The following is a 22023-nucleotide window of genomic DNA, read 5'->3' as shown; positions in this document are numbered from 1 at the left end:
CTTTAAAATTTTAATTTAGCGATACTTTTTTGCAGTGCTTCAAAGAAATAATCAATATCTTCTTTTTCATGAGTATAATGCAAACTAATTCTTAGCCAACCCGGTTTAGTTTTTAATTCCTCATTGTCCTTTAAGCCCAATAAATCATGCCCATAAGGACCAGCGCAAGCACATCCCGCACGTGTTTCTATGTGGTATTTTTTACTCAGTTCATAGGCTAAGTCAAAAGGAGAAATATTTTTAATATTAAAAGCAAAGATAGGTAAGCGAGTTTTTATATTATTAGCATATAGGATTAAATGAGGTATTATTTTTAGTTTTTCAAAGAAGTATTCTTTTAAAATTTCTTCTTTTTTTTCTATTTCTTCTATGCCTATTTCATCCTTTATTTTAAAAGCTAAGCTCGCACGAATGAGTTGTAAAATTCCAGGAGTCCCTCCTTCTTCTAAAGCCTCTTCATTGCAAAGATAGCATTGAGAGGTACGCGAAACATAGCCTACAGTCCCTCCTGCGGCAAAACTAGGTTTACTTCCGCAAAGTTCTTTTTTAATTGCTAAAAGACCAGAACCTCCTATGCCGCCGATTAATTTATGAGAGCTTATAAATAAAGCATCATAATACTTGCAGGCTATATTTTTATAAGGGATAAAGCTTGACGCATCAAAAGCGACTATGCCTTTAAATTTACGCACTAACTTAGAAATGCGTTTATAATCACTTAATATACCTGTAACATTTGAAGCGAGGGAAAAACTAGCAATGATTTTTCTGTGTTGATTTTCTTTTAAAACTTTTTCTAAGATTTCAAAGTCTATATTTCCTTTTTTATCTAGGGGAATTCTTATGCATTCACACAAACCTTCGCGAAAAGAAAGCTCGTTAGAATGATGTTCGTAAGGCCCTACGATAACTAAGGGTAGGGTGTTTTTATCCACTTTATCAAAATACTTTTCTTTGATAAGTGGCGGGATGTAAATTCCAAGCAATTCTTGAAATTTTTTAATGGCGCTGCTAGAGCCTGATCCACAAGCAATAAGTGCAAATTCATCGCTTAAATCAAGGCTTGTTTTGATATCTTTGCGTGCTTGTTCATAAATTTGTTGAGTTTTAAAAGAGTTTAAAGAGCTATCAGAATGAGTATTGGCATAGCTTGGTAGTATTTTAGCAATTTCTTTTTCCACGCATTTTAGCGCTAAAGCACTAGCTGTAAAGTCAAAATGCAAGGTGCCTTTTTTTAAAATTATTTCTTTTTTTAAATCTGAAATTTGCAAGCACAATCCTTTAAAAATTTGCTAAAATTATACTATAAAAATACTTTTAAAAAGGAAAAATATAAATTTTAATCACTTTGCAAAATTTTGCAATACTTCAGCTTTAGCTAAAATTTTTGATTTTTATAGTGTTTTTGAGGGTTTTGAGAGTTTAGATAGTTTAAATTTTGAAGAAGATGTGTTTGAGAATATAGAATATCTTTTATTGAAAAATTACTTACATATTAAAGATTATTTTAAGCTTGATGAAACCGCTTCTTATGCTCTTAGCTTACTGGCTAAAAACAATCGTAAGCGTTTTTCTATCAATAGAAAAATTCAGCATTTTAAAGCTTTATCAACTTTAAAATATCTTTTAAGAGCGGGGATTATAAAACTTGAGCATAGCAAAGAAGCAAAAAGGATAAAAGATAAACGACAAAAACTTAAAAAAGAATTGAGATCTTATGTGATACAAGATAAAATTATCTTTGCCAATCACTTCACCCGTTTCTTTTTTTATTTTTTAAAGCCCAATGAAAAGTTGATTTTACAAAATCGTTATGAAGAAGTTTTGGGATTGATTAAAGAGAAATTTGAGCTTTATCAAAGTTTTTGTTTTGAACAGCTCTCTAGGGAATTACTTGAGAAAAAATTTCAAGTGAGTGGGGTGCAAAGTTATTGGGATAAAAATTTAGAACTTGATCTTTATTATAAGGATGATGAGATAAGTTTTATCGGTGAAGTTAAATTTAAAAATAAAAAAATTTGTAGAAATATTTTAAATCTTTTAGAATCAAAAGCAAAATCTTTAAAGTTAGAACCAAATAATTATATTATCATTTCAAAAAATGGTTTTAGTAAAGAATTTTATAAAATTTGCAAGCAAGATTTACTTTTGCTAGATTTAAATGATTTTAAAATTTTATTAGAGGAAGATAAATGAATGAAAATATTTTAAAAAGTCTTGATTCAAGTGAAAAAGAAACCTTACAAAAAGGCTTACAAAGCCTTATAGAGCAAACTTATATCGTAGAAAATGAATATAAAATTTTAAATGAAAATTACAATTCTTTGCGTGCTATGGTAGATGAGATTATCGAGGTTTTGCCTAGTGCGCTTTGGATTTTAGATAAAGAAAAAAATATTATTTTGCAAAATCAAGAAGCCTTGAAAAAACCTAAATTGCTTGATATTATCAGTCTTGAAAAAAATCGTGATGAGCTTGAATTTGAGAATAGATTTTATGCGGTTAAAATTATCGCTCATAATGAAAAAACCATAGTTTCAGCTACGGATATTAGCGATGAAAAGCGTAATGAAAGACTTGCTAGTATGGGAAGTGTGGCGGCGCATTTAGCACATGAGATAAGAAATCCTATAGGATCTATATCCTTGCTTGCTTCTACACTTTTTTCTCGTAGCGAACTTAAAAACAAACATATCGTACTTGAAATTCAAAAGGCTATTGCTAGGGTAGAGCGTATCGTAAATTCTACTTTACTTTTTACTAAAGGTGTGCACATCAATGCAAATGAGTTTAATCTTTTAGAATTAACAGAAGAGTGCGAAAGTGCCATAAATTCTTACAACTACTCATCTCAAATTGATTTTGAAATTAAGTTTTTAGATATGAAAATTTATGGAGATAAAGCACTTTTGTCTTTGGTTTTGCAAAATTTAATTTATAATGCCATAGATGCGATTGAAGAAAGCGAGTGTGAAAATCCTAAAATCAAAATTCAAGCAAGCTGTGATGAGCAAAATTTATACATTAGAGTTTATGATAATGGTTGTGAAATCAAAGATGAAAATGCAGTTTTTGAAGCTTTTAAGACAACTAAACTTAAAGGCAATGGATTAGGCTTATCACTTTCTAAAGAAATCATTAATACTCATAAAGGAGAATTAAAATTTGAAATTTGGCCTAAAAATTTTTATTTTGTTTTACCTTTGCATTGATAATAATTAAATCTTATAAAATTTTTAATTTTTTAATTGTTAAAATTTGAAATTAAATATCAAAGATAGCTTTAAGTATACAAAATAGCAAGTCAATAAGCCAAAACTGCATACTAAAGCTTAATTCATATCGCTTTTAGTTTGTATTTTTACTTTGTCTGACAATTCTTTCACATAATTCTTTATATCCTGGGATAACTTTTTCTTCTTTTTTGCTGATTAGGTTTGAGGTAGGATTTTTTGTTACTTTTTTGGGTTTTCCTATGGTTTGATATTCTAATTCTCTTATTTTTAGAGCTTCTTGTTTGACTCCTAAAGCATCTTGGTTTAATATAAGAAAATCTCTGATGATTGTTTTATATATATCCATCATTCCGCGTTTAAAGTGAGGGATTGCTCTTTCTAGATTGGTATATCGTGCATCATCTTTTAAAAATACTTCGCATAAATGCGACATGGCATGATGAAATTCATTTAAAACTGGTATGGGGGCACAAGAGATTTTTGCTTCTTTATATGTTATTCCTCCTCTATTTAATCCAAAAAAACCATAGTGCTCTGATGCGCGATTTAGCATTTCTATCGCTATTTTTTTCTATTTTCAAATCCTATATTTTTTCTGAAGGTATTGTATAGATCAATTGAATTATAAAATTCCACAACACACGAGCTTAATATTTGAGAAAGATCTCTATGGTGATTATCCATGCAAATTATTTTTTCTTTATAATGTATTTTCTCTGGTAATCTTTCTTGACAGCGTATAGCATTGATTATTTTTGCTACGATTTTTTGAGTATTGTTTTTATTTAATAAAGCTCTATAATAAAGTAAAAAGCAAAACACAAGTTCATAGTTTCTTCCAGAAATTAAGGATTCTCTATCTATTTTGTAAAAATTGAGAATATAAAATATAGTATTCGAAGTCTAATTTTATGCTACTTTTGCCGACTTCTCCTTTTAAAAACTGATCTTCCAATTCAGTAAAAAAAAGCATTTGTTTTTTTATTAAATGCAACATTTGCAGGAAATATCGCTATTCCTTTTGCTTCCATAACCCCCCCCCTTTTTTTTTTAGTTATTGGTAATAGATTTTTATTTGTATCATAATTTTTTTATGAAAAATAATACAAATATTTCAGTTTAAATAAATATGACTTTTTAATTTTTTATTTAAACTTTCTCTATTGCGCGAACTACATCAAATTTTAATTTAATTTAAGTTTAATCATACATTTTTAATCTTATTTAAGAATATAGGGCTATTTTTATCTTATTTTAAGAGAGTGAGCTTATTGTTTTTAAATAATTTATAATTAAATGTTTAACATAATTTAAAGCATATTTGCTTGCATAAAAATATTCTTCATATATTATAATAAATGCTTTAACTGGGAAAAACTAATATTAAATGAATTTTTCAAAACAAATGGAAACAATAAAAATACAAATGATAAATATTTTTATAATAAAATCTTTGAAGTTAGTTAAATTCAAGTGGAATGGTGCCTGAGGTCGGACTCGAACCGACACAAGGTTACCCTTACCAGATTTTGAGTCTGGCGCGTCTACCAGTTTCACCACTCAGGCTTTATAAAGGTGTAATTATATCTATTTTAGACTAAAAAAGACTTTAAAAATATATAAAATATTTTAAAATTTATTTTTTATTTGCTTAAATGGAGTTTTGTATGAAAAATATCAAAATTTTTTAAGGATAAAATATTATTAAATTTTTATTGATGCCGATATTGTAAAAATAAAATTGGAACAATTATTGCTTGTATTTACAAAGCAATGTTTGAAAAGATTTATTTAAATCAAAACTCCAAGGATGAATATGAGAATTACAAATAAACTCAACTTTACAAATTCTATAAGCACTTCTATGGGCGCTCAAAGCTCTTTGTATCAGATTTCGCAGCAACTTTCATCAGGGATTAAAATCCAAAATTCTTATGAAGATGCAAGTGTTTATATAGATAATACTCGCCTTGAATATGAACTCAAAACTTTAGAGCAAGTTAAACAAGCTACAAACTCAGCTAAAGAAATGACGCAAAATAGCATGAAAGCTTTACAAGATATGGTTAAACTTCTTGGAGATTTTAAAGTTAAAGTAACTCAAGCTGCAAGCGATAGCAATTCTCAAACCTCAAGAGAGGCTATAGCAAAAGAACTAGAACGCATAAAAGAAAGCATAGTTCAACTTGCAAATACTAGTGTTAATGGTCAGTATCTTTTTGCAGGTTCTCAAGTTGCAAACAAACCTTTTGATTCTAATGGAAATTATTATGGAGATAAAAATAATATTAATGTAGTAACTGGAGCTAGAACTGAAAGCCCATACAATATACCAGGCTGGGATTTATTTTTTAAAGCAGATGGAGACTATAAAAAACAAATAAGCACCAATGTTAGTTTTACAGATAATCGTTGGGATTTAAATAAAGACCCTGATAAAACTAAATATCTCACAGGAGATTCTAAATGGCAACAGCTTATCGGACAAGGTTATGTAAAAGATAATAGCTTAGATGCTGATAAAGACTTTGAATATGATGATAGCAAGCTAGATTTTCCTCCAACAACTCTTTATGTTCAAGGCACTAAACCTGATGGAACAAGCTTTAAAAGCGCTGTACTTGTAAAGCCTGATGATACTTTAGAAGATGTAATGGAAAATATCGGAGCTCTTTATGGTAATACTCCAAATAATAAAGTAGTCGAAGTAAGTATGAATGATAGTGGTCAAATTCAAATTACAGATCTAAAGCAAGGTAATAATAAACTCGATTTTCACGCAGTAGCTTACACTCCGCAGTTTGATAATAAAAAAGAATTTGAAGAAATTCAAGCAGAAATGAAAAAGCTTAATCCTCCTATGACTAAGGATCAATTGACAAATGAGATAATGACGGAAGCCTTAAAACGCAACCCTCCAGCCGCAGGAAATAATCCTATCACAAACCTACAATCTCCCGTTCAAGTAACGATAAATAACCAGCAGTTTAGAATCGACCTACATCAAACTGATTTTATCAAAAGTAAAATGACAGATACAGATGGAAATGCCACCAATGGAGCTGATTATGATAATGTATATTTTGAAAAAAATGGAAATACGGTTTATGGTAATGTTTCTCAAGTTATCAAAGGAAGCAATGCTTATGCAACTGATTCAACCAAACTTAGCGAGGTAATGGCAAGAGATAGCCTAAATGATACTACTTTAAATTTAAAAGTCAATTCCAAAGGTGGAAATTCTTACGATGTTGCTATAAATTTACAAACTTCAACTGTAAGCTATCTTGATAATCTAGGTCAAACCATAAGCTTTCCTATTATGCATACTAATCCTGCAACTGGAAATAGTGGGGTTGTTACAGGATCAAATGATATTACTTATGGTCAAATTAATGATATTATAGGTATGTTTGCTGCAGATAAAATTCCTACAACAACCATACAAGCCAATAATGGTCAAATTAATAATGCAGATTATACCCAAATACAACAACTCATGAAAGATTCACAAGCTACTGTTGATGTAAGTATGGATTATAAAGGTCGTATTAGTGTTACTGATAAACTTTCTTCAGGCACTAATATAGAAATTTCTCTTAGTGATTCTCAAAGTGGCCAATTTCCAGCACCTCCTTTTACCACAACTTCTACTGTACAAAATGGTCCAAATTTTAGTTTTAGCGCGAATAATTCTTTAACTATAGATGAGCCAAATGTGGATATTATTAAAGATTTAGATTCAATGATTGATGCTGTTTTAAAAGGCAATATGAGAGCAGACTCCGAAAGTGAAAACCCTAGAAATACAGGTATGCAAGGAGCTTTAGAAAGACTTGATCATTTAGCAGATCATGTTAGCAAGCTTAATACAACTATGGGAGCATATCATAATACTATCGAAGGTGTTAATACACGCACATCCTTTTTAAGCGTTAATGTCCAAAGTATAAAATCAAATGTGATTGATGTAGATTATGGTGAGGCGATGATGAATTTAATGCAAACACAGCTTGCTTATCAAGCTTCTCTTAAAGCTAGTACAACAATTTCTCAACTTAGCTTATTAAATTATATGTAAAAAAACTATGCTATAATGGCTTCTTAAAAAATTATTTTCAAGGAAAAATCATCAAAAAAGAAGCCATCTTTACAAGTTCTACTTTTGGTATCTTTTATCTGTGTCTTTGTATGCTAGCTCCAGATATGGGAGTTTGGCTTTATAAGGCAAATTTGTTTTTGTTTGGAGAATTTGCGTATTATTATCCTTTTTTCTTATTTATTTTAAATTATGTTTATTATAAAAGAAATTACAAATTAGCTAATTTTACAAGAAGAGAGCTTTTTGGTATAGGATTTGCCTTTTTCTCGAGTTTGCTTTTATTTGCAGTTTTTTATCCTAATTCAGGCTATATACTAGAGCTTGCTTATGCGATTTTTTCTGCTATTTTGGGACATACTGGGAGCGGAATTTTCGCTCTTTTACTTTTGTTTTTTTCTTTTATTTTATTGTTTCCAAAAACTACAAAAGAGCTTTTTAAAATTGAAATCAATTTTAATATTTTACTCAAAATAGAAAATGCTTTAAAAGTATTATTAATGAGAGTTTTTGGTGGAGAAAATGAAAAAGATGATTTAAGCAAGATAGAGCCTAAAGCACCTATTGTTACTTTAGAAAAGAATACAGCTTTCGTTCAAGAAAAAATTCAACATGAGAACGAAAATTTAAACTTAAATCCAACAGAAGAGCTTGTTAAATATAGCAATATAAACGCAAGCAAAAATTCCATAATCACCGCAAAAGAGAACTTTGAAAAACTCAAAAACCAAATTTTAGACGAAAAAGTAGAGATAGATAAAGAAAGCATAAAAGAAGCTAAAAGTTTCATTTATGAAAACTCGCAACAAGTAAGAAATTTTGCCCAAAAAGCGAGTAGAATGAGTATAAAACTTGATGAAGATTTTAATTTTATTTCAGAAGAAGAGGTAGATATGATCCCAGAACGATTTTTAAAACCTAAAAAGCTTGAGGATATTAAACAAATTGACACAAGCAATAAAAATTTAGATGAGCCAAGCTATAAAAGAAAAAATATTGAAATTTCTATACCTAAGCAAGAAATAAAACCAAAAATTTTTACCAAAGAATTAGAGCTTAGAGAAAATTTAATGAAAGAGGCAAAATTAGAACAAGAATACAAAGCTTATCAAAATGAAATTTTAGAAAATAAAGTTCAAGAAGAAATTAAAGAATTAGAAAAAAAGGATAGTTTAGAGCCCAATTTAAATCATATCATACAAGGAAGTAAATACAATTTTGGTACACCTTTGCAAGAAGTATCAAGCGCAAAAGAAGAAATAAAAACACAAAATGCACCAATTCCTTCTATCTTAGAAAAGACAAATGAGGTTGAAATTATAGACTTTGATGAAAGTGAAATTGAAATCAAAAAAATGGAAAGCATAAATAAAAGCATCCATGATTTTATACCCATAGTTGAAGAATTGGAACATCCTTATATAGAGCCTACTCCTATTGTAAAAATTGAAGAGCTAGAGCCTTTAAATAATCAAATAAATAAACAAATCCCAATTCAAGAGAAAGATGAAATCACAGAGCAAGACAATAGCTTTAGCAAGGAGCAAATTTCACAAGAACCAAGCCAAGAAATCACTAGGCAAAAAGCAATTTTAGCTAAAGAAATCGAGCTTAACAAAGCTTTACTTAGGGAAATAGAGCAGGGCGAAATGGAAAAACCTAAAGATTTTGAGCTTCCACCGCTTGAGTTTCTAACAAACCCTAGTCACAACAAGCAAGAGATTAATGAAAGTGAAATTGATAAAAAAATCTATAATCTACTTGAAAAATTGCGTCGTTTTAAAATAGGGGGTGATGTTATCAGCACTTACATAGGACCTGTTGTAACTACTTTTGAATTTCGTCCGAGTGCAGATGTGAAAGTCAGTCGTATTTTAAATTTGCAAGATGATTTAACCATGGCTTTAATGGCAAAGTCAATCCGTATCCAAGCGCCTATTCCTGGAAAAGATGTAGTGGGTATAGAAGTGCCAAATGATGAAATTCAAACTATTTATTTAAGAGAAATTTTAGAAAGCGAAGTCTTTAAAAACGCAAAAAGTCCTTTAACCATAGCTTTGGGTAAAGATATAGTAGGAAATGCTTTTGTAACTGATCTTAAGAAACTTCCACATTTACTCATTGCAGGAACCACAGGAAGTGGAAAGAGTGTGGGTATAAATTCTATGCTTTTAAGCCTTTTATATCGCAACTCTCCAAAAACTCTACGCTTAATGATGATAGATCCAAAAATGCTTGAATTTAGTATTTATAATGACATCCCTCATCTTTTAACACCAGTAATCACCGATCCAAAAAAAGCAGTTAATGCTCTTTCAAATATGGTTGCAGAAATGGAAAGACGCTATCGTTTAATGGCTGAAGCAAAAACTAAAAACATAGAAAATTATAATGAAAAGATGAAAGAGCTAGGGGAAGAAGAACTTCCTTTTATTGTTGTGATTATCGATGAACTGGCTGATTTGATGATGACTGCAGGTAAGGATGTGGAATTTTATATAGGTCGTTTAGCGCAAATGGCAAGAGCAAGTGGAATTCATTTGATCGTTGCGACACAACGCCCATCGGTAGATGTTGTAACAGGGCTTATCAAGGCCAATTTACCAAGTAGAATTTCTTATAAAGTAGGGCAAAAAATTGACTCTAAAGTTATCTTAGATGCTATGGGGGCTGAAAGTTTGTTAGGTAGAGGGGATTGTTTGTTTACTCCTCCTGGAACAAGCTCTATCGTTCGTTTACATGCTCCATTTGCAAGCGAATTTGAGATAGAAAAAATCGTAGACTTTTTAAAAGATCAACAAAGCGTAGAATACGATGAAAGCTTTTTAAAAGATCAACAAAGTATGGGCGTAACAAGTAGTGAAAGTATGAATAATGGCGAATATGATGAACTTTATGAAGATGCCAAACGCGTTATACTAAGCGATGGAAAAACAAGTATTTCTTATCTGCAAAGAAAGCTTAATATCGGATACAACCGCGCAGCCAATATTATTGATCAGCTTACAGAAAGCGGAGTGCTTAGCGAACCAAACTCTAAAGGACAAAGAGAAATTTTATAAATCTTTGGTAATTTAAAAGATTAAAGAATGATTTGAAGATCAAGCCCTGAAAAAAAGGGCTTGTGAAATTTTATTTATCTCTGAGATTTAATTCTGTAATTAATTTACTATAAGAATTGTAATCTTTTCTTTTTAGATAAGCTAAAAGTCTTTTTCTTTGACCTACAAGTTTTAAAAGTCCTAATCTTGAAGAAAAATCTTTTTTGTAGATTTTTAAATGTTCTGTAAGTTCTGCAATTCTTGCACTTAAAAGTGCTACTTGAACTTCTGTCGAGCCAGTATCGCCCGCTTTTCTAGCGAATTTCGCAACAATTTCTGCTTTTTTAGCCGAATCCAAAGCCATGATAGACCTCCTGATTGGTGATTTTAAAAGCTAAGATTATATCAAATAAAACAAAAAATAAGCTGAATTTTATATTTTTATTTCAATCATCATTTTTTAAGCCATTTTCTAAGGTTTTTTTATTATAATTAAAACTATTTTTTTATTAAATAAAAGGAGAAATCCGTGCTATTTACCAAAGCTAGCGAGTATGCTTTACTTTCTTTGATTTATATCGCTCATAAAGAAAATCCTCAAGATGTTGATTCTTTAGCATTAGAACTTAATATTCCTAAAAGTTTTTTAGCGAAAATTTTACAAACTCTAGCTAAAGACAATTTATTAAAATCCTTCAAAGGCGCTAAAGGTGGTTTTGCTCTTATTAAAGAGCCAAGTCAATACAGCATAAAAGAAATTGTCAATAGTGCAGAAAAGAAAGAAGTAAGTGTTTTTGAATGCAGTGGTGGAGTATGCCCTAATAACAAAGAAGAAAATTGTACTCTTATGCCAATGCTTGTAAATTTACAAAACAAAGTAGATGAATTTTTAGACTCCCTTACCCTAGCGGATATTATGAATCATAATGGCAAAAAATAAATTAGTCGATCTTGTTTTTCCTTTTTTGGGGCCTTTAATTGGTCCTGTATTAAGGGCTAAAAGCCTTACTATAGTTGGATTTATAGTATGTATTTTAGCTATTATTATCGTTCCTTTGCCAAGTCCTATTTTGGACTTTTTTTTAGCTTTAAGTATTGCTTTGTCAGTGCTTATTATTTTAATTTCTATTTATATCCCTAAACCAACGGATTTAACCACTTTTCCAACTCTTATCCTCATCATTACGCTTTTTAGACTTTCTTTAAATATAGCCACTACAAGAATGATTCTAAGCGAAGGGCAGAATGGTCCAGCAGCAGTGAGTGAGATCATCGCAGCCTTTGGAGAATTTGTTGTGGGTGGAAATATGGTCATTGGGGTGATTGTATTTTGTATTTTGGTTTTGATCAACTTTATGGTTGTAACCAAAGGTAGTACAAGGGTCTCTGAAGTACAAGCAAGATTTACCCTTGATGCGATGCCAGGAAAACAAATGGCTATCGATGCGGATTTAAATGCAGGACTTATTGATGAGCAAACTGCAAGAGCGAGGCGTCAAGAAATTATCGCTGAAGCCAATTTCTATGGTGCAATGGATGGTTCTTCTAAATTTATCAAAGGGGATGCGGTTGCAGGTATTATTATAACCATTATAAATATTATAGGCGGCTTTTTAATAGGTGCTTTTCAGCACGATATGGCCTTATCTGATGCAGCTTCCACCTATACTATACTTACCATAGGCGATGGTCTTGTATCACAAATTCCAGGACTTATCACTTCTACAGCAACAGCTATTATCATTACCCGCGCAAGTAAGGATGAGGAAAATTTTGCCGAAGGGACATTGACACAGCTTTTAAGCGAATACCGAACGCTTTTAATCGTAGGTTTTGTCCTTTTTATCTTTGCTCTTGTTCCAGGTTTGCCACATTTATCACTAGGTTTTATGGCTTTGGTATTTTTAGGACTTGGTTATCTAACCAAACAGGTAAAAGAGGGTAAAATCGAAGTTAATGCACCTAAAAAAGCAAAAGCAAGTGCGGCCAATGCTGCAAGTGGAGCGGGTGGGGCTGGCGGAGTTACTGCTCCTGCTAAAAAAAGCGAAGAAGAAATTTTAAAAGAAGAAGAGCATAAAATAAACGATATACTCAAGGTTGAAATTTTAGAGCTTGAGCTAGGTTATGGTTTGATAAAACTTGCCGAAAGCGAATTAACCGAAAGAATTCGCTCCATGAGAAGAAGTATTGCCGAAAGCTTGGGCTTTTTAATGCCAAAAATTAGAATTCGAGATAATTTACGACTTAAGCCCAATGAATACAGCTTTAAACTAAAGGGCGTATCTATAGCAAGTGCTGAAATTTATCCTGATAAATATTTGGCTATGGATAGTGGCTTTATCACAGAAGAGATTGAAGGGATTGCTACAAAAGAACCTGCTTTTAACTCTGATGCACTTTGGATAGATGCAAATTTAAAAGATGAAGCAACTTTAAATGGCTATATCGTTATAGATCCAGCAAGTGTGATCTCAACGCATATGAGCGAGCTTATCAAAGCACATGCAAGCGAACTTCTTACACGCCAAGAGGTGCAAAATCTTCTTGATAAGGTTAAAAATGATTATCCAATCATAGTAGAGGGTGCTTTAGGTGTAGCTCCTGTGAGTCTTATTCAAAAAATTCTTAAAGATTTACTCAAGCACAATATACCTATTAAAGACATGCTGACTATTTTAGAATCCATAAGCGATATTGCTGAAGTAAGCAAAAGCTTTGATATGATTATAGAGCATGTAAGGGCGTCTTTGGCTAGAATGATTACTAATATGTATCTTGACGATAAAGGAAATTTAGATATTTTCATTTTAGACTCTGCTAGTTCTGCAGTTTTAATGGAAAATGTGCAATTTAGAGATGGTAGCTACCATCTACCTTTAAGTGTAGCGCAAACAGGAACTTTGGTAGACACTTTAAGAGCTGAAGTTGCCGCAGTAGCAAATGGGCGTATCAAGCCTTTTATACTTTGTGTTGAGCCACAACTTAGAAAATTCATTGCTGATATTTGCTATAATTTTAATATCAATATAGTTGTACTCAGTTTTGCAGAAATAGCAGAAAATACAAATTTTAATACCGAAGGTATTATTAGGATAGAACTTTAAGGAAATCAATGAAAATTTATCATCTTTCACATACTGATCTTGATGGCTATGCCTGTCAATATATAGTCAATTTTTATTTTAAAAATGTAAATTTTTATAATTCTAATTATGGTAAAGAGATCAATGAAAATTTTAATGCAATTTTAGCAGATATAGAAAAAGATAATAGTTTTGGGCAGGCTATTATTTTAATCACTGACTTGAATTTAAATTTAAACCAGTGTGAAGAATTTGATAAAATTTGTAAAGAAAAAAATATCAAAATCTTTTTATTAGATCATCATCAAAGCGGTGAAGAGTGTGCTCAAAAATACGCGTGGTATCTACTGGATAATCAAAGATGTGCGACTAAAATCACTTATGATTTTTTCTCTAAAATTTGTAAGCCTGATTTAGAACTTTTAAATTTTGCTCAGGTTGTAAATGCTGTTGATATTTGGCTAAGTGAGGATGCGAATTTTGAGCTTGGAAAAGTTTTTTTGGGTTTGATTGCCAATGCAAAAGAAATCAATCGTGTGATGTTTAAAGAAGCTCAAGTTTTTTATATGTTTTTCTTGCTTGAAAGAGCAAGAAAATTTATAAACCAACCCAATTCACATATTTTACTAGATAATGCTATCCATTTTATTAAAAAAGATTTTTTTGCTAAAAATCATGATGACACTCTTTCTAATCTCATCTCTTATTTTGTAGTAGAAAAGCTTAGCGAGTTAAAAGAAGAATTCAGTATAGAATATGAGGGTCATAAGGGAATTCTTACCTCAAATATAGGCAATACCTCTATAATAGGTAATGAATTTTTAGTTAAAAATCCCGACTATGATTTTTTCATCGATGTAAGCTCTAGAAAAACCTTAAGTTTTCGTGCAAATGGTAAGATTGATGTAAGCTTGATGGCTAAAAAGCTAGTAGGTGGAGGAGGGCATAAAAATGCTAGTGGTGGGCTTTTTGCAGCTTATAAAGATGGAGCAAATTATAACTATATCAAAGCTCAAATCGTTGATTTGATAAAAAGTAAAGAACTTAAAAAAGGAAATTCAGATGCCACAAACACACAATAAAAATTTAAAAAATGAATTAGAAGATCTAAGATATGAATTAAGCATAGTTTTAGAAGCTATGCTTTTATATGCAGGTGTTAAAAGAGAGAAGCTAGAAAGTGCTATAGAAGCTTATATAGATAATATAGACAGTGTCTTGGAAAATTCAAACAAAGAAGGGGTTGATGAAGTTTTAGAAGTGGTAGAATTTTTAAAAAATCAACATTCAGAGCTTTTTCAATGAAAAAAGTATTTCCGATACTTATTAGTCTTTGTTCTTTATCGCTTGCTAATGTTTATGAAAAGCTCAATGATTTTGCATATGAAAAAAAGCCTAATAAAGATTTTAAAATTCAAGAAGTTAAATTGGTGCAATTTTTACAAGATGATAAAAATTGCCTTGAGCTTTTGATAGAAGCAGGGCAGGTAAGAATTCTTAAAAGCTATAATGAGTGTCAAAAATTAAGCAAGGATGCTGACTTTCAAAAATTTCTTAATGAAGATTTTTTAAGATTGTATAAAAACAATGGATATTCTATCAATGAAAATTTGCAAGATCTTAAAAAGGCTATGCAAGATATTATGATATATTATAAATTGCGTTTCGCTTTTAGTAAAAATATACAAGATATGAGTAAAAATAAAAATTTAAGCATTTTAAATATAGATGAAAAAGAAGGAGGCACACTTCTTTATAAAATCAACAATCAAGCTTGCGTAGCCATAGAGCTAGTAAGACACAATTCTAGAATGGCTATGAAAGTCTATGGAATGGAAAATTTAGATAAAGAATGCAAATTATTTATACAGGCTCCATCTTTTAAGAATATTTCTTTTACAAAAAATGATTTTAAATGGTATTATTTAGAATAAAAGAAAGTCTTTAATTTTAAAAGTATTTTTTTAAATAAAAGCACTAAAGCAGAGGGTTCTTTTTTACCAAGAGTTTTGAAAACACAATTATCAAGATCTTTTTTTTCTTGAACGCTTAAATTTTTCATTAAAAACAACCTTTAAAAATATTGCGAACTAATTATAACTAAAGAACTTTATTTTTGCATTAAAAGAAAAATTAATATTAAATTTCAATGCATTATCTAGTGTTAGAAAATGCATTGTTTTATTTTATGGCATATTACTAAGTTTTTTGACGATATCTTCTAAAGCTTGCATTGAACTGATGGCGCTAGGATTGATTTGATATTTACCATTTACAACAAAAGCAGGAGTGCCATAAGTCCTAGCTATATCATTTGCTCTTTTAAATTCGTTTAAAATTTCTTTGGCTTTAGGGGTGCTTAAAAAATTCAATACTTCATTTTTATCGACATTCATAGCCTTTAAGCCTATATCATAAAATTCATCCGAGCTTGAAAAATTGTCCTGCTTGTTTATAAAATAAACTACAAAATAAACATCGGCAAGTTTATGTGATAAACTATCACTATAACTAGCATCTTTGCCATTTTGCTCATCTTTAAATTGGGCAAAGGCAAAAAGCTCGTTAAGTTCATTTGCGTATTCTCCATTCATAAGGCTCACAGGATAGAGTTTAAAATGCAAATTTGGAAAAGCCTCTCTAAGTTTTTCTAAGGTGCCAAATTTATGGTGATTGTAACAATGTATACACTTATAGGAAAAAGCCTCCACAACAGAATTTTTAGAATCAGGCAAAGTTTCTGATAGGGTGATAAAATCATCTGCCATCGCAAAAGTGCAAACAAGACTCAAGCTTGTCAAAATTTTTGTCATTTTTTTAAACATGATTGTTTATCCTTAATTTGATATAAAAAGTAATTCTATTTAAAAAGGATAAACAAGTAAAAAATTTAATCTTTAAAATAAGTATTTTTTAACCCAATATCTTAAGCGCTACAACTAAGCTTATAGTAATGATAGTAAAAATAATTTTTCTTTGACTAAAAACATAGCTTACAAACATTATAAAAAGTAAAATAAAAGAGCATAAAAATGCTATAAAACAGCAAGTAGCCATATTCATAAATTTCAAACTAGGGATTAAATACCAGCCATTATTATAAATTCCATTTTTTCCTACAAAAAATTCTTGGAAAGCATTTAAATAAGCAGACTTTGGAACCATGGGAAAATCCATTCCGCATTGTCCTACGGGTTTAAACCAAGAAGGAAACCGTTCGTGTAAAGGCAGATTAAAAGGGTAGAGTGGAATATCGCGACATCCATTAACACCACTGAAAGGGTTTTCCGTGCTAATAGCTTCATGAATGCGATTTAAATTCAACGAATGTTCTAATCCAAGCCAAATTCCATAAAAAGCTAAAGTATAGGCAAGGATTTTAATAATGGTATTTTTAGGATTTATCAGCGCAATGATGCCTCCTAAAGCTATAATTAACATATCTAACCTTATATAAACACATTGTTCACAAGGTCTCATATAAAGATACTCTTGAAATAAAAAATGCGCTATTAAAACAAGGCTTATCATTATAATACTCATAATAAACCAAGGATTACGCATATCTTGCCATTTAGAAAAATAAACAAACCAATATAAATTTTTCACCTTATTTTTTACTCCTTAAATAATACTTACAGACAAGCAATCATTATAAAAGCTTAATAATAAATACATTCTTAAAAATTTTAAAATTTGTAAAATGTTTTGATGTGTAAATTCAAAAGAATAGGGTATTTATTTTTATTTTATAAATTATCATTTATTATATTATTTTGATAAAAATATATAATGATATGTCAATGCATATTATCTTGACTATTTGAAAAAAAGATAAATTATAGTTTTCAAATTACAAAATAAAATAATCATTTTTATACATTAAATTTTATGGATAAGTTATTAAAATACAAAAAGTAAATATGCTTATAATGCCTATAATATAGCTTATATATTGGCATAATACTTTATAGGATTAGAGTATAAATATAAAAGTTTGAAAATTATAGTTTTCAATACAAAATAATTAATTTTATGTATTTTTACCTTTTATTATACAATTATACAAATATTATTAAGAATTATTTAATATATTTTATATAAGGAATTTAAATTTATTTTTTAAAGTTAAAATGAGCTAGAAAAGCTTTTTTTTACTAAGTTGATACTAAAATACCTTTTTTAGTTAAAATTGATTAAAAACAAAAATTATAAGATTTTAGGAAAAGTTTTTATGAAATATCCTTTAGATTGTGAAGAAAATTTTGAAAAGTCTTTTTTATTTTGGCTTGCAAAATATGTTAAATTTAAACTCAACTCTCTTTCCAATAAAGAACTTAAAAATCCAAAAGCCCTAGCAGAGGTTAATTTTGCACTTACAAGGGGTGTTAAAAATATAGAAGAGCTTGATGCCTTGGCTAAAAAAGCAAGAAATGCGGGTTTAAATGGGGTTAATACTTATTTTAATCCCTTAAAAAAAGTTTTTGAATATCTTAATTTTTATAAATTACACTCCTTAAAGCAAATCGATGAAGAGCTTATAGTGGAGGTTTTAGCAAGTATTACTGGAGCTTTATCGGATGCGAGTAAAAAAAACTACCGTATTGCAGTGATTAATTTTTTTGATTTTTTAGATAAACAAAACGAAGAGGATGAAAAGGCGCATATTTTTAATATTGTACTTAAAAATTGGGGAGGTATTACAGGAAGCAAGGGAGCAAAACTGCCTGAATTCATGAACGAAGATGAGTTAAAAAAATTCCTTGAAGCCATAGAAAATTCAGATTTTAAAAACAATACCATACGCAACAAGCTTATTATAAAAATCATCATTTTTACAGGAATTCGTGTAAGTGAGGCTATCAATATCAAACTCAAGGATATTAGCGAAGAAAACGAACTTTACATTATAAGAATTCGCGCCAAAGGAAATAAATACCGCGTTGTGATGATAAAAAAAGAATTAATCGAGCATTTGTTAAAGGATGTAAGAGTTAATTATTTAAGTGAAGATGGCTTACTTTTTGTCAATCGCAATGGAAAAGCTTTAACACAAGCTTATGTAAGTCGTATTGTAGAGCAAATTTTATTTCGCGCAGGAATTCGCAAGCAAAAAAACGGCGCTCATATGCTTCGCCATACTTTTGCTACCCTACTCTATAAAAAACAAAAAGATTTGGTTTTGGTGCAAGAAGCTTTAGGTCATGCAAATTTAAATACTTCAAGAATTTATACACATTTTGACAATGATAAATTAAAGCTTGCTGCACAAGTAGCAAAGGAATTAAGTGAGCGCTGAAACAAAATTTGCCATTTTTGGTAAATATTTTTATTATGACTTAAAATTTGTTCTTAAAGCCTATAATAAAAAACAAAGTAAAAAATACTTTAAATTTGTGCAAAAACATAAAGATAAATATTATTTTTTAACTCTTGTGGATTATGAATTTTATAAATACTTACAAGATAAAAACTTCACTAGCAAAGAGGCTTATTTGAGCTTTTATGCTTATAAAAAAAGAAAAAAATTCACTGCGATGAGGGTTGATGAAGAAAATTTTATGCCTATTTTTAAAAATCATTTAGATTTTAAAAACTATGAAAAAAACTTTTTGCAAGTAAAATCCGCTATAGCAAAAGGACGAAGCTATCAGGTCAATCTCACTCAAAGTTTTCATTTTGATAGCTTGCTTGATGGATTTTCTTTGTTTAATCTTTTATCCAAAAGACAAGATACTGAATTTAAAGCGTATATTAAAGATGAAGGACGCGAAATTCTTTCCTTTTCTCCTGAATTATTTTTTAAAATCCATAAAAGAAAAATAATCACCCAGCCTATGAAAGGCACGAGTGCAAGATCTAAGGATTTAAATCAAGATAAGAAAAACAAACTTTTTTTGCAAAAAGATGTTAAAAATTTAAGCGAAAATGTAATGATAGTCGATCTTTTAAGAAACGATCTTTCAAAACTTATCGTTAAAAACAGCATGAAAACAAAGCTTTTTAAAATTCAAAGCTACCCTACTTTACATCAAATGACTTCCATTATAAAAGGCAAGCTTAAAAAAGATATTGATTATTTTCAAATTTTCAAAGCTTTATTTCCCTGCGGTTCGATCACAGGAGCTCCTAAACTTGAAACCATAAAACTTATAGAAGAACTTGAAGCAAGAAAACGCGGAATTTATTGCGGTGCTATAGGTTGTATCCATAAAAATAAAAGCAAATTTAGTGTTGCTATACGCACTCTTGAGAAAAAACAAGATTATCAATATAGCGTGGGAAGTGGTTTGGTGTGGGATTCTAAGCTTGAGGAAGAAATTAAAGAATTGGAGTTAAAAACTCAATTTTTAATGCCTAAAAATTTTTATCTTTTTGAAACTATGTATTATAAAAAGGGTAAAATTTTATTTTTTAAAGAACATTTGCAAAGAATTTTAAATTCTGCCTTAAAATTGAATTTTAACACACAAAAACTCATTAAAGATTTTCAAGAAGTGTTAAGCTACAAATCCAATTTAAAAGAATTTAAAAATTTCAATATCCAAGCTTTAAATGAAAAACTTTTTCATAAAAATCATAGCTTTTTTTATCCAAGCATCATTAAAAGTCATCACAAACAGGCTATTTTTAAACTTATCCTGCAAAAAGATGGCAACTATACTATCTTAGAAAATCATATCAAAACAAGTGATAATAATATCTTGCTTTTAAGTGATAAACCCTTAAATTCGCAAAGCGATTCTTTATATCATAAAAGTTCTTTAAGACAAATTTATGATCAAAAAGCTTTTTTATGGAAAGAAAATCAATGCTTTGATATAGCTTTTTTTAATGAAAAAAATGAATTATGCGAAGGTTCAAGAAGTAATATCATCATTAAAAAAGATAAAGTCCTTTATACCCCTACCCTACAAAGTGGACTTTTAAATGGAATTTATAGGCAATTTTTGCTTGATTTAGGACTTATAAAAGAAAAAAAACTTTTTAAAGAGGATTTGTTAAATGCAGATGAGATTTATTGTATCAATTCGGTTAGAGGATTGCAAAAAGTGAGTGCAAAATGAAAAAAATTTTACTCATAGATAATTATGATTCTTTCAGCTATACTATAGTTTTTTATCTTAAAGAATTGGGCTATCAATGTAAAATTATAAAAAATGATGAATTTAAAAAAGCTAAAGATTTAGCTCGCTTTGATTTTTCTCATCTTATCATCTCTCCAGGTCCAAATTCTCCTACTGAATCAAAATTAAGTTTAAAAGCAATTCAATACTTTAAAAAAGATAAAAAAATACTAGGAATTTGTTTAGGACATCAGTGCATAGGCGAGATTTTTGGTGGAAAAATCACTCCGATGCCCTACCCTATGCAAGGTAAAATTTCAAGATTGCATCTTAAGAAAAATGCTAAAAAAAGCCTGCTTTTTAAAGGTATTAAAAATAAAAGTAAAATTTGTTTGTATCATTCTTTACATATTAGCAAAATGCCAAAAAGCTGTGAAATTTTGGCTTTAAATGATAAAAATATCATCATGGCAATCAAGCATAAAAAATACGAGATTTATGGGGTGCAATTTCACCCCGAAGCAATTTTAAGCCAAAATGGCAAAAAATTACTTAAAAATTTTATGAAAATTTAACTTTTTTTAGCATTTAAAATCACGCTTAAGATAATTAAAGCAAAGGCAAAAAGATCTAAAAAGCTGTATCTTGTTCCTAAAAATAAAAAGCTCATAAAAGCAGCTGCTACAGGCTCGATACATGCTATCATGCTTGCTCTTAAAGCTCCTATGTATTCAACCCCTTTAAGATATAGACAAAAAGCCCCTATAGTTCCTATAAATATTATACCTGTTTGGGCTAAATACAAATTAAGAGCAAAATCATAATGCACTAAACCTTCTTTAAATTCAAGTATCCCAAAAAGTATAAAAGAAGCGATTAAACTAGACCAACCCATAACAAAGAAAATTCCATATTTTGCAATGATTTTTCTTGCACCTAAAGAATAAAAAGCAACCCCAAAAGCTCCTAAAATGGCCCAAAAAATTCCCCATAAATTTAGGTTTAAATTGCTTATATCTCCACCACTTGCAAGCAAAAATAGAGCTAGAATTATAAAAATTAAAGCCATACTTTCAAAAATTTTAGGCATTTTTTTATCTTTTAAACATACATAAATCATGATAAGTAAAGGAGCACAGTATTGTATCATAGTAGCAGTACCCGCATCGGTATAAAAAATAGCTTTAAAATATCCATATTGAGTCATCAATAAACCAAAGAAAGCAAAAATCAAAAAGGATAAAAGCTCATCTTTTTTAAATTGAAATATTTTTATTTTCCTTAAGCTATATAAAATAAGCACTATACCTGTACAAAACAATCTATAAAAACTTACCCAATCTACCCCATAATTATTTTTAAACAAATACTCAGCCAAAACTCCGCTTATAGCCCAAAAAATTCCACCCAGCAAAACCAAAAAAACACCCATGATATCACCTTGAAAAATAAAATATTTATCATTACTTTTTAAATTTAAAATAATACAATAAAAAT

At 29.7% G+C, this 22023-nt stretch carries 19 protein-coding genes and 1 tRNA gene; 12 read left to right on the top strand and 8 right to left on the bottom strand.

What is annotated here, in order from left to right; translation table 11 throughout:
- Nucleotides 1-2: 2 nt before the first annotated feature.
- Entirely contained in the window at nt 3-1277 is a 1275-nt protein-coding gene (locus tag FOC43_RS03140; protein WP_072213556.1) for an aminotransferase class V-fold PLP-dependent enzyme, read from the bottom strand.
- A 34-nt stretch (nt 1278-1311) separates the two neighbouring features.
- Between FOC43_RS03140 and FOC43_RS03135 the strand changes: the two genes are divergently transcribed.
- Nucleotides 1312-2196 carry a DUF234 domain-containing protein gene (locus FOC43_RS03135; RefSeq protein WP_025431512.1) on the top strand — a complete coding sequence of 295 codons (885 nt, stop codon included), beginning with the start codon at nt 1312-1314 and terminating at the stop codon, nt 2194-2196.
- Nucleotides 2193-3212: a fla regulon two-component system sensor histidine kinase FlgS gene (locus FOC43_RS03130; protein WP_002784756.1), complete on the top strand. Its 1020-nt coding sequence runs from the start codon at nt 2193-2195 to the stop codon at nt 3210-3212. Before FOC43_RS03135 ends, FOC43_RS03130 begins: the two co-directional genes overlap by 4 nt.
- Nucleotides 3213-3348: 136 nt before the next feature.
- Here FOC43_RS03130 and FOC43_RS08970 read toward each other — a convergent pair whose 3' ends face one another.
- Complete coding sequence (locus tag FOC43_RS08970; protein WP_002784755.1) at nt 3349-3789, bottom strand: hypothetical protein; 441 nt, start codon at nt 3787-3789, stop codon at nt 3349-3351.
- Nucleotides 3790-4715: 926 nt separating this feature from the next.
- Nucleotides 4716-4802: transfer RNA gene (locus tag FOC43_RS03120), tRNA-Leu, on the bottom strand.
- Between the two features lie 250 nt (nt 4803-5052).
- Here FOC43_RS03120 and flgL point away from each other — a divergent pair.
- Together flgL and FOC43_RS03110 are read left to right on the top strand one after the other, a co-directional pair.
- Nucleotides 5053-7317: a flagellar hook-associated protein FlgL gene (gene flgL, locus FOC43_RS03115; protein WP_004284102.1), complete on the top strand. Its 2265-nt coding sequence runs from the start codon at nt 5053-5055 to the stop codon at nt 7315-7317.
- Between the two features lie 110 nt (nt 7318-7427).
- Nucleotides 7428-10397, top strand: coding sequence for a DNA translocase FtsK (locus tag FOC43_RS03110; protein WP_002784742.1), 2970 nt, complete (start codon nt 7428-7430; stop codon nt 10395-10397).
- A gap of 70 nt (nt 10398-10467) precedes the next feature.
- On the opposite strand, the gene rpsO is transcribed toward FOC43_RS03110, so the two are convergent.
- Nucleotides 10468-10740, bottom strand: coding sequence for a 30S ribosomal protein S15 (rpsO, locus tag FOC43_RS03105; RefSeq protein ID WP_002781371.1), 273 nt, complete (start codon nt 10738-10740; stop codon nt 10468-10470).
- A 165-nt stretch (nt 10741-10905) separates the two neighbouring features.
- Between rpsO and FOC43_RS03100 the strand changes: the two genes are divergently transcribed.
- The 5 genes from FOC43_RS03100 to FOC43_RS03080 are packed head-to-tail and all read left to right on the top strand — an operon-like array spanning nt 10906 to nt 15393.
- A complete protein-coding gene (locus FOC43_RS03100) occupies nt 10906-11316 on the top strand; it encodes an Rrf2 family transcriptional regulator (protein ID WP_002776925.1) in 411 nt (136 codons plus the stop codon).
- Nucleotides 11303-13480: a flagellar biosynthesis protein FlhA gene (gene flhA, locus FOC43_RS03095; protein WP_002776926.1), complete on the top strand. Its 2178-nt coding sequence runs from the start codon at nt 11303-11305 to the stop codon at nt 13478-13480. Before FOC43_RS03100 ends, flhA begins: the two co-directional genes overlap by 14 nt.
- Nucleotides 13481-13488: 8 nt before the next feature.
- Entirely contained in the window at nt 13489-14541 is a 1053-nt protein-coding gene (locus FOC43_RS03090) for a DHH family phosphoesterase (RefSeq protein WP_002776928.1), read from the top strand.
- Nucleotides 14522-14764, top strand: a complete 243-nt coding sequence (locus FOC43_RS03085) for a hypothetical protein (protein WP_002776930.1) — start codon at nt 14522-14524, stop codon at nt 14762-14764. The genes FOC43_RS03090 and FOC43_RS03085 overlap by 20 nt, the downstream gene beginning before the upstream one ends.
- Nucleotides 14761-15393, top strand: coding sequence for a hypothetical protein (locus tag FOC43_RS03080; protein WP_002784739.1), 633 nt, complete (start codon nt 14761-14763; stop codon nt 15391-15393). Before FOC43_RS03085 ends, FOC43_RS03080 begins: the two co-directional genes overlap by 4 nt.
- On the opposite strand, the gene FOC43_RS08850 is transcribed toward FOC43_RS03080, so the two are convergent.
- The 3 genes from FOC43_RS08850 to dsbI form a co-directional block, all read right to left on the bottom strand.
- Nucleotides 15381-15521: a hypothetical protein gene (locus FOC43_RS08850; protein ID WP_002781373.1), complete on the bottom strand. Its 141-nt coding sequence runs from the start codon at nt 15519-15521 to the stop codon at nt 15381-15383. The genes FOC43_RS03080 and FOC43_RS08850 overlap by 13 nt on opposite strands.
- Nucleotides 15522-15645: 124 nt before the next feature.
- Nucleotides 15646-16284: a thiol:disulfide interchange protein DsbA/DsbL gene (locus tag FOC43_RS03075; RefSeq protein WP_002781375.1), complete on the bottom strand. Its 639-nt coding sequence runs from the start codon at nt 16282-16284 to the stop codon at nt 15646-15648.
- An 88-nt stretch (nt 16285-16372) separates the two neighbouring features.
- Nucleotides 16373-17068, bottom strand: a complete 696-nt coding sequence (gene dsbI / locus FOC43_RS03070; RefSeq protein WP_002785429.1) for a protein-disulfide oxidoreductase DsbI — start codon at nt 17066-17068, stop codon at nt 16373-16375.
- 625 nt (nt 17069-17693) lie between these two features.
- Between dsbI and FOC43_RS03065 the strand changes: the two genes are divergently transcribed.
- Genes FOC43_RS03065 through FOC43_RS03055 form a run of 3 tightly spaced genes read left to right on the top strand, consistent with a single transcriptional unit; the run spans nt 17694 to nt 21101 of the window.
- Nucleotides 17694-18758 (top strand): tyrosine-type recombinase/integrase, encoded by a 1065-nt coding sequence (locus FOC43_RS03065; RefSeq protein WP_002794337.1) that lies wholly within the window; start codon nt 17694-17696, stop codon nt 18756-18758.
- A complete protein-coding gene (locus FOC43_RS03060) occupies nt 18748-20526 on the top strand; it encodes a bifunctional anthranilate synthase component I family protein/aminotransferase class IV (protein WP_002838648.1) in 1779 nt (592 codons plus the stop codon). The genes FOC43_RS03065 and FOC43_RS03060 overlap by 11 nt, the downstream gene beginning before the upstream one ends.
- Nucleotides 20523-21101 (top strand): anthranilate synthase component II, encoded by a 579-nt coding sequence (locus FOC43_RS03055; protein WP_002776954.1) that lies wholly within the window; start codon nt 20523-20525, stop codon nt 21099-21101. The genes FOC43_RS03060 and FOC43_RS03055 overlap by 4 nt, the downstream gene beginning before the upstream one ends.
- Here FOC43_RS03055 and FOC43_RS03050 read toward each other — a convergent pair.
- Nucleotides 21098-21958, bottom strand: coding sequence for a DMT family transporter (locus FOC43_RS03050; RefSeq protein WP_002794326.1), 861 nt, complete (start codon nt 21956-21958; stop codon nt 21098-21100). The two genes, FOC43_RS03055 and FOC43_RS03050, sit on opposite strands and share 4 nt — an antisense overlap.
- Between the last annotated feature and the right edge of the window lie 65 nt (nt 21959-22023).

The sequence above is a fragment of the Campylobacter coli genome (assembly GCF_009730395.1).
Taxonomy (GTDB): domain Bacteria; phylum Campylobacterota; class Campylobacteria; order Campylobacterales; family Campylobacteraceae; genus Campylobacter_D; species Campylobacter_D coli.
Note: the sequence above shows the minus strand (reverse complement) of the source record. Positions and strands in the feature narration are given on the sequence as shown.

What these genes read in the sequence shown, in the direction of transcription:
- FOC43_RS03130 (WP_002784756.1), top strand. Translation starts at nt 2,193, where the DNA reads ATGAATGAAAATATTTTAAAAAGTCTTGATTCAAGTGAAAAAGAAACC.
- FOC43_RS08970 (WP_002784755.1), bottom strand. Translation starts at nt 3,789, where the DNA reads ATGCTAAATCGCGCATCAGAGCACTATGGTTTTTTTGGATTAAATAGA.
- flgL (WP_004284102.1), top strand. Translation starts at nt 5,053, where the DNA reads ATGAGAATTACAAATAAACTCAACTTTACAAATTCTATAAGCACTTCT.
- FOC43_RS03110 (WP_002784742.1), top strand. Translation starts at nt 7,428, where the DNA reads ATGCTAGCTCCAGATATGGGAGTTTGGCTTTATAAGGCAAATTTGTTT.
- rpsO (WP_002781371.1), bottom strand. Translation starts at nt 10,740, where the DNA reads ATGGCTTTGGATTCGGCTAAAAAAGCAGAAATTGTTGCGAAATTCGCT.
- flhA (WP_002776926.1), top strand. Translation starts at nt 11,303, where the DNA reads ATGGCAAAAAATAAATTAGTCGATCTTGTTTTTCCTTTTTTGGGGCCT.
- FOC43_RS03090 (WP_002776928.1), top strand. Translation starts at nt 13,489, where the DNA reads ATGAAAATTTATCATCTTTCACATACTGATCTTGATGGCTATGCCTGT.
- FOC43_RS03085 (WP_002776930.1), top strand. Translation starts at nt 14,522, where the DNA reads ATGCCACAAACACACAATAAAAATTTAAAAAATGAATTAGAAGATCTA.
- FOC43_RS03080 (WP_002784739.1), top strand. Translation starts at nt 14,761, where the DNA reads ATGAAAAAAGTATTTCCGATACTTATTAGTCTTTGTTCTTTATCGCTT.
- FOC43_RS08850 (WP_002781373.1), bottom strand. Translation starts at nt 15,521, where the DNA reads ATGAAAAATTTAAGCGTTCAAGAAAAAAAAGATCTTGATAATTGTGTT.
- FOC43_RS03075 (WP_002781375.1), bottom strand. Translation starts at nt 16,284, where the DNA reads ATGTTTAAAAAAATGACAAAAATTTTGACAAGCTTGAGTCTTGTTTGC.
- FOC43_RS03065 (WP_002794337.1), top strand. Translation starts at nt 17,694, where the DNA reads ATGAAATATCCTTTAGATTGTGAAGAAAATTTTGAAAAGTCTTTTTTA.
- FOC43_RS03055 (WP_002776954.1), top strand. Translation starts at nt 20,523, where the DNA reads ATGAAAAAAATTTTACTCATAGATAATTATGATTCTTTCAGCTATACT.
- FOC43_RS03050 (WP_002794326.1), bottom strand. Translation starts at nt 21,958, where the DNA reads ATGGGTGTTTTTTTGGTTTTGCTGGGTGGAATTTTTTGGGCTATAAGC.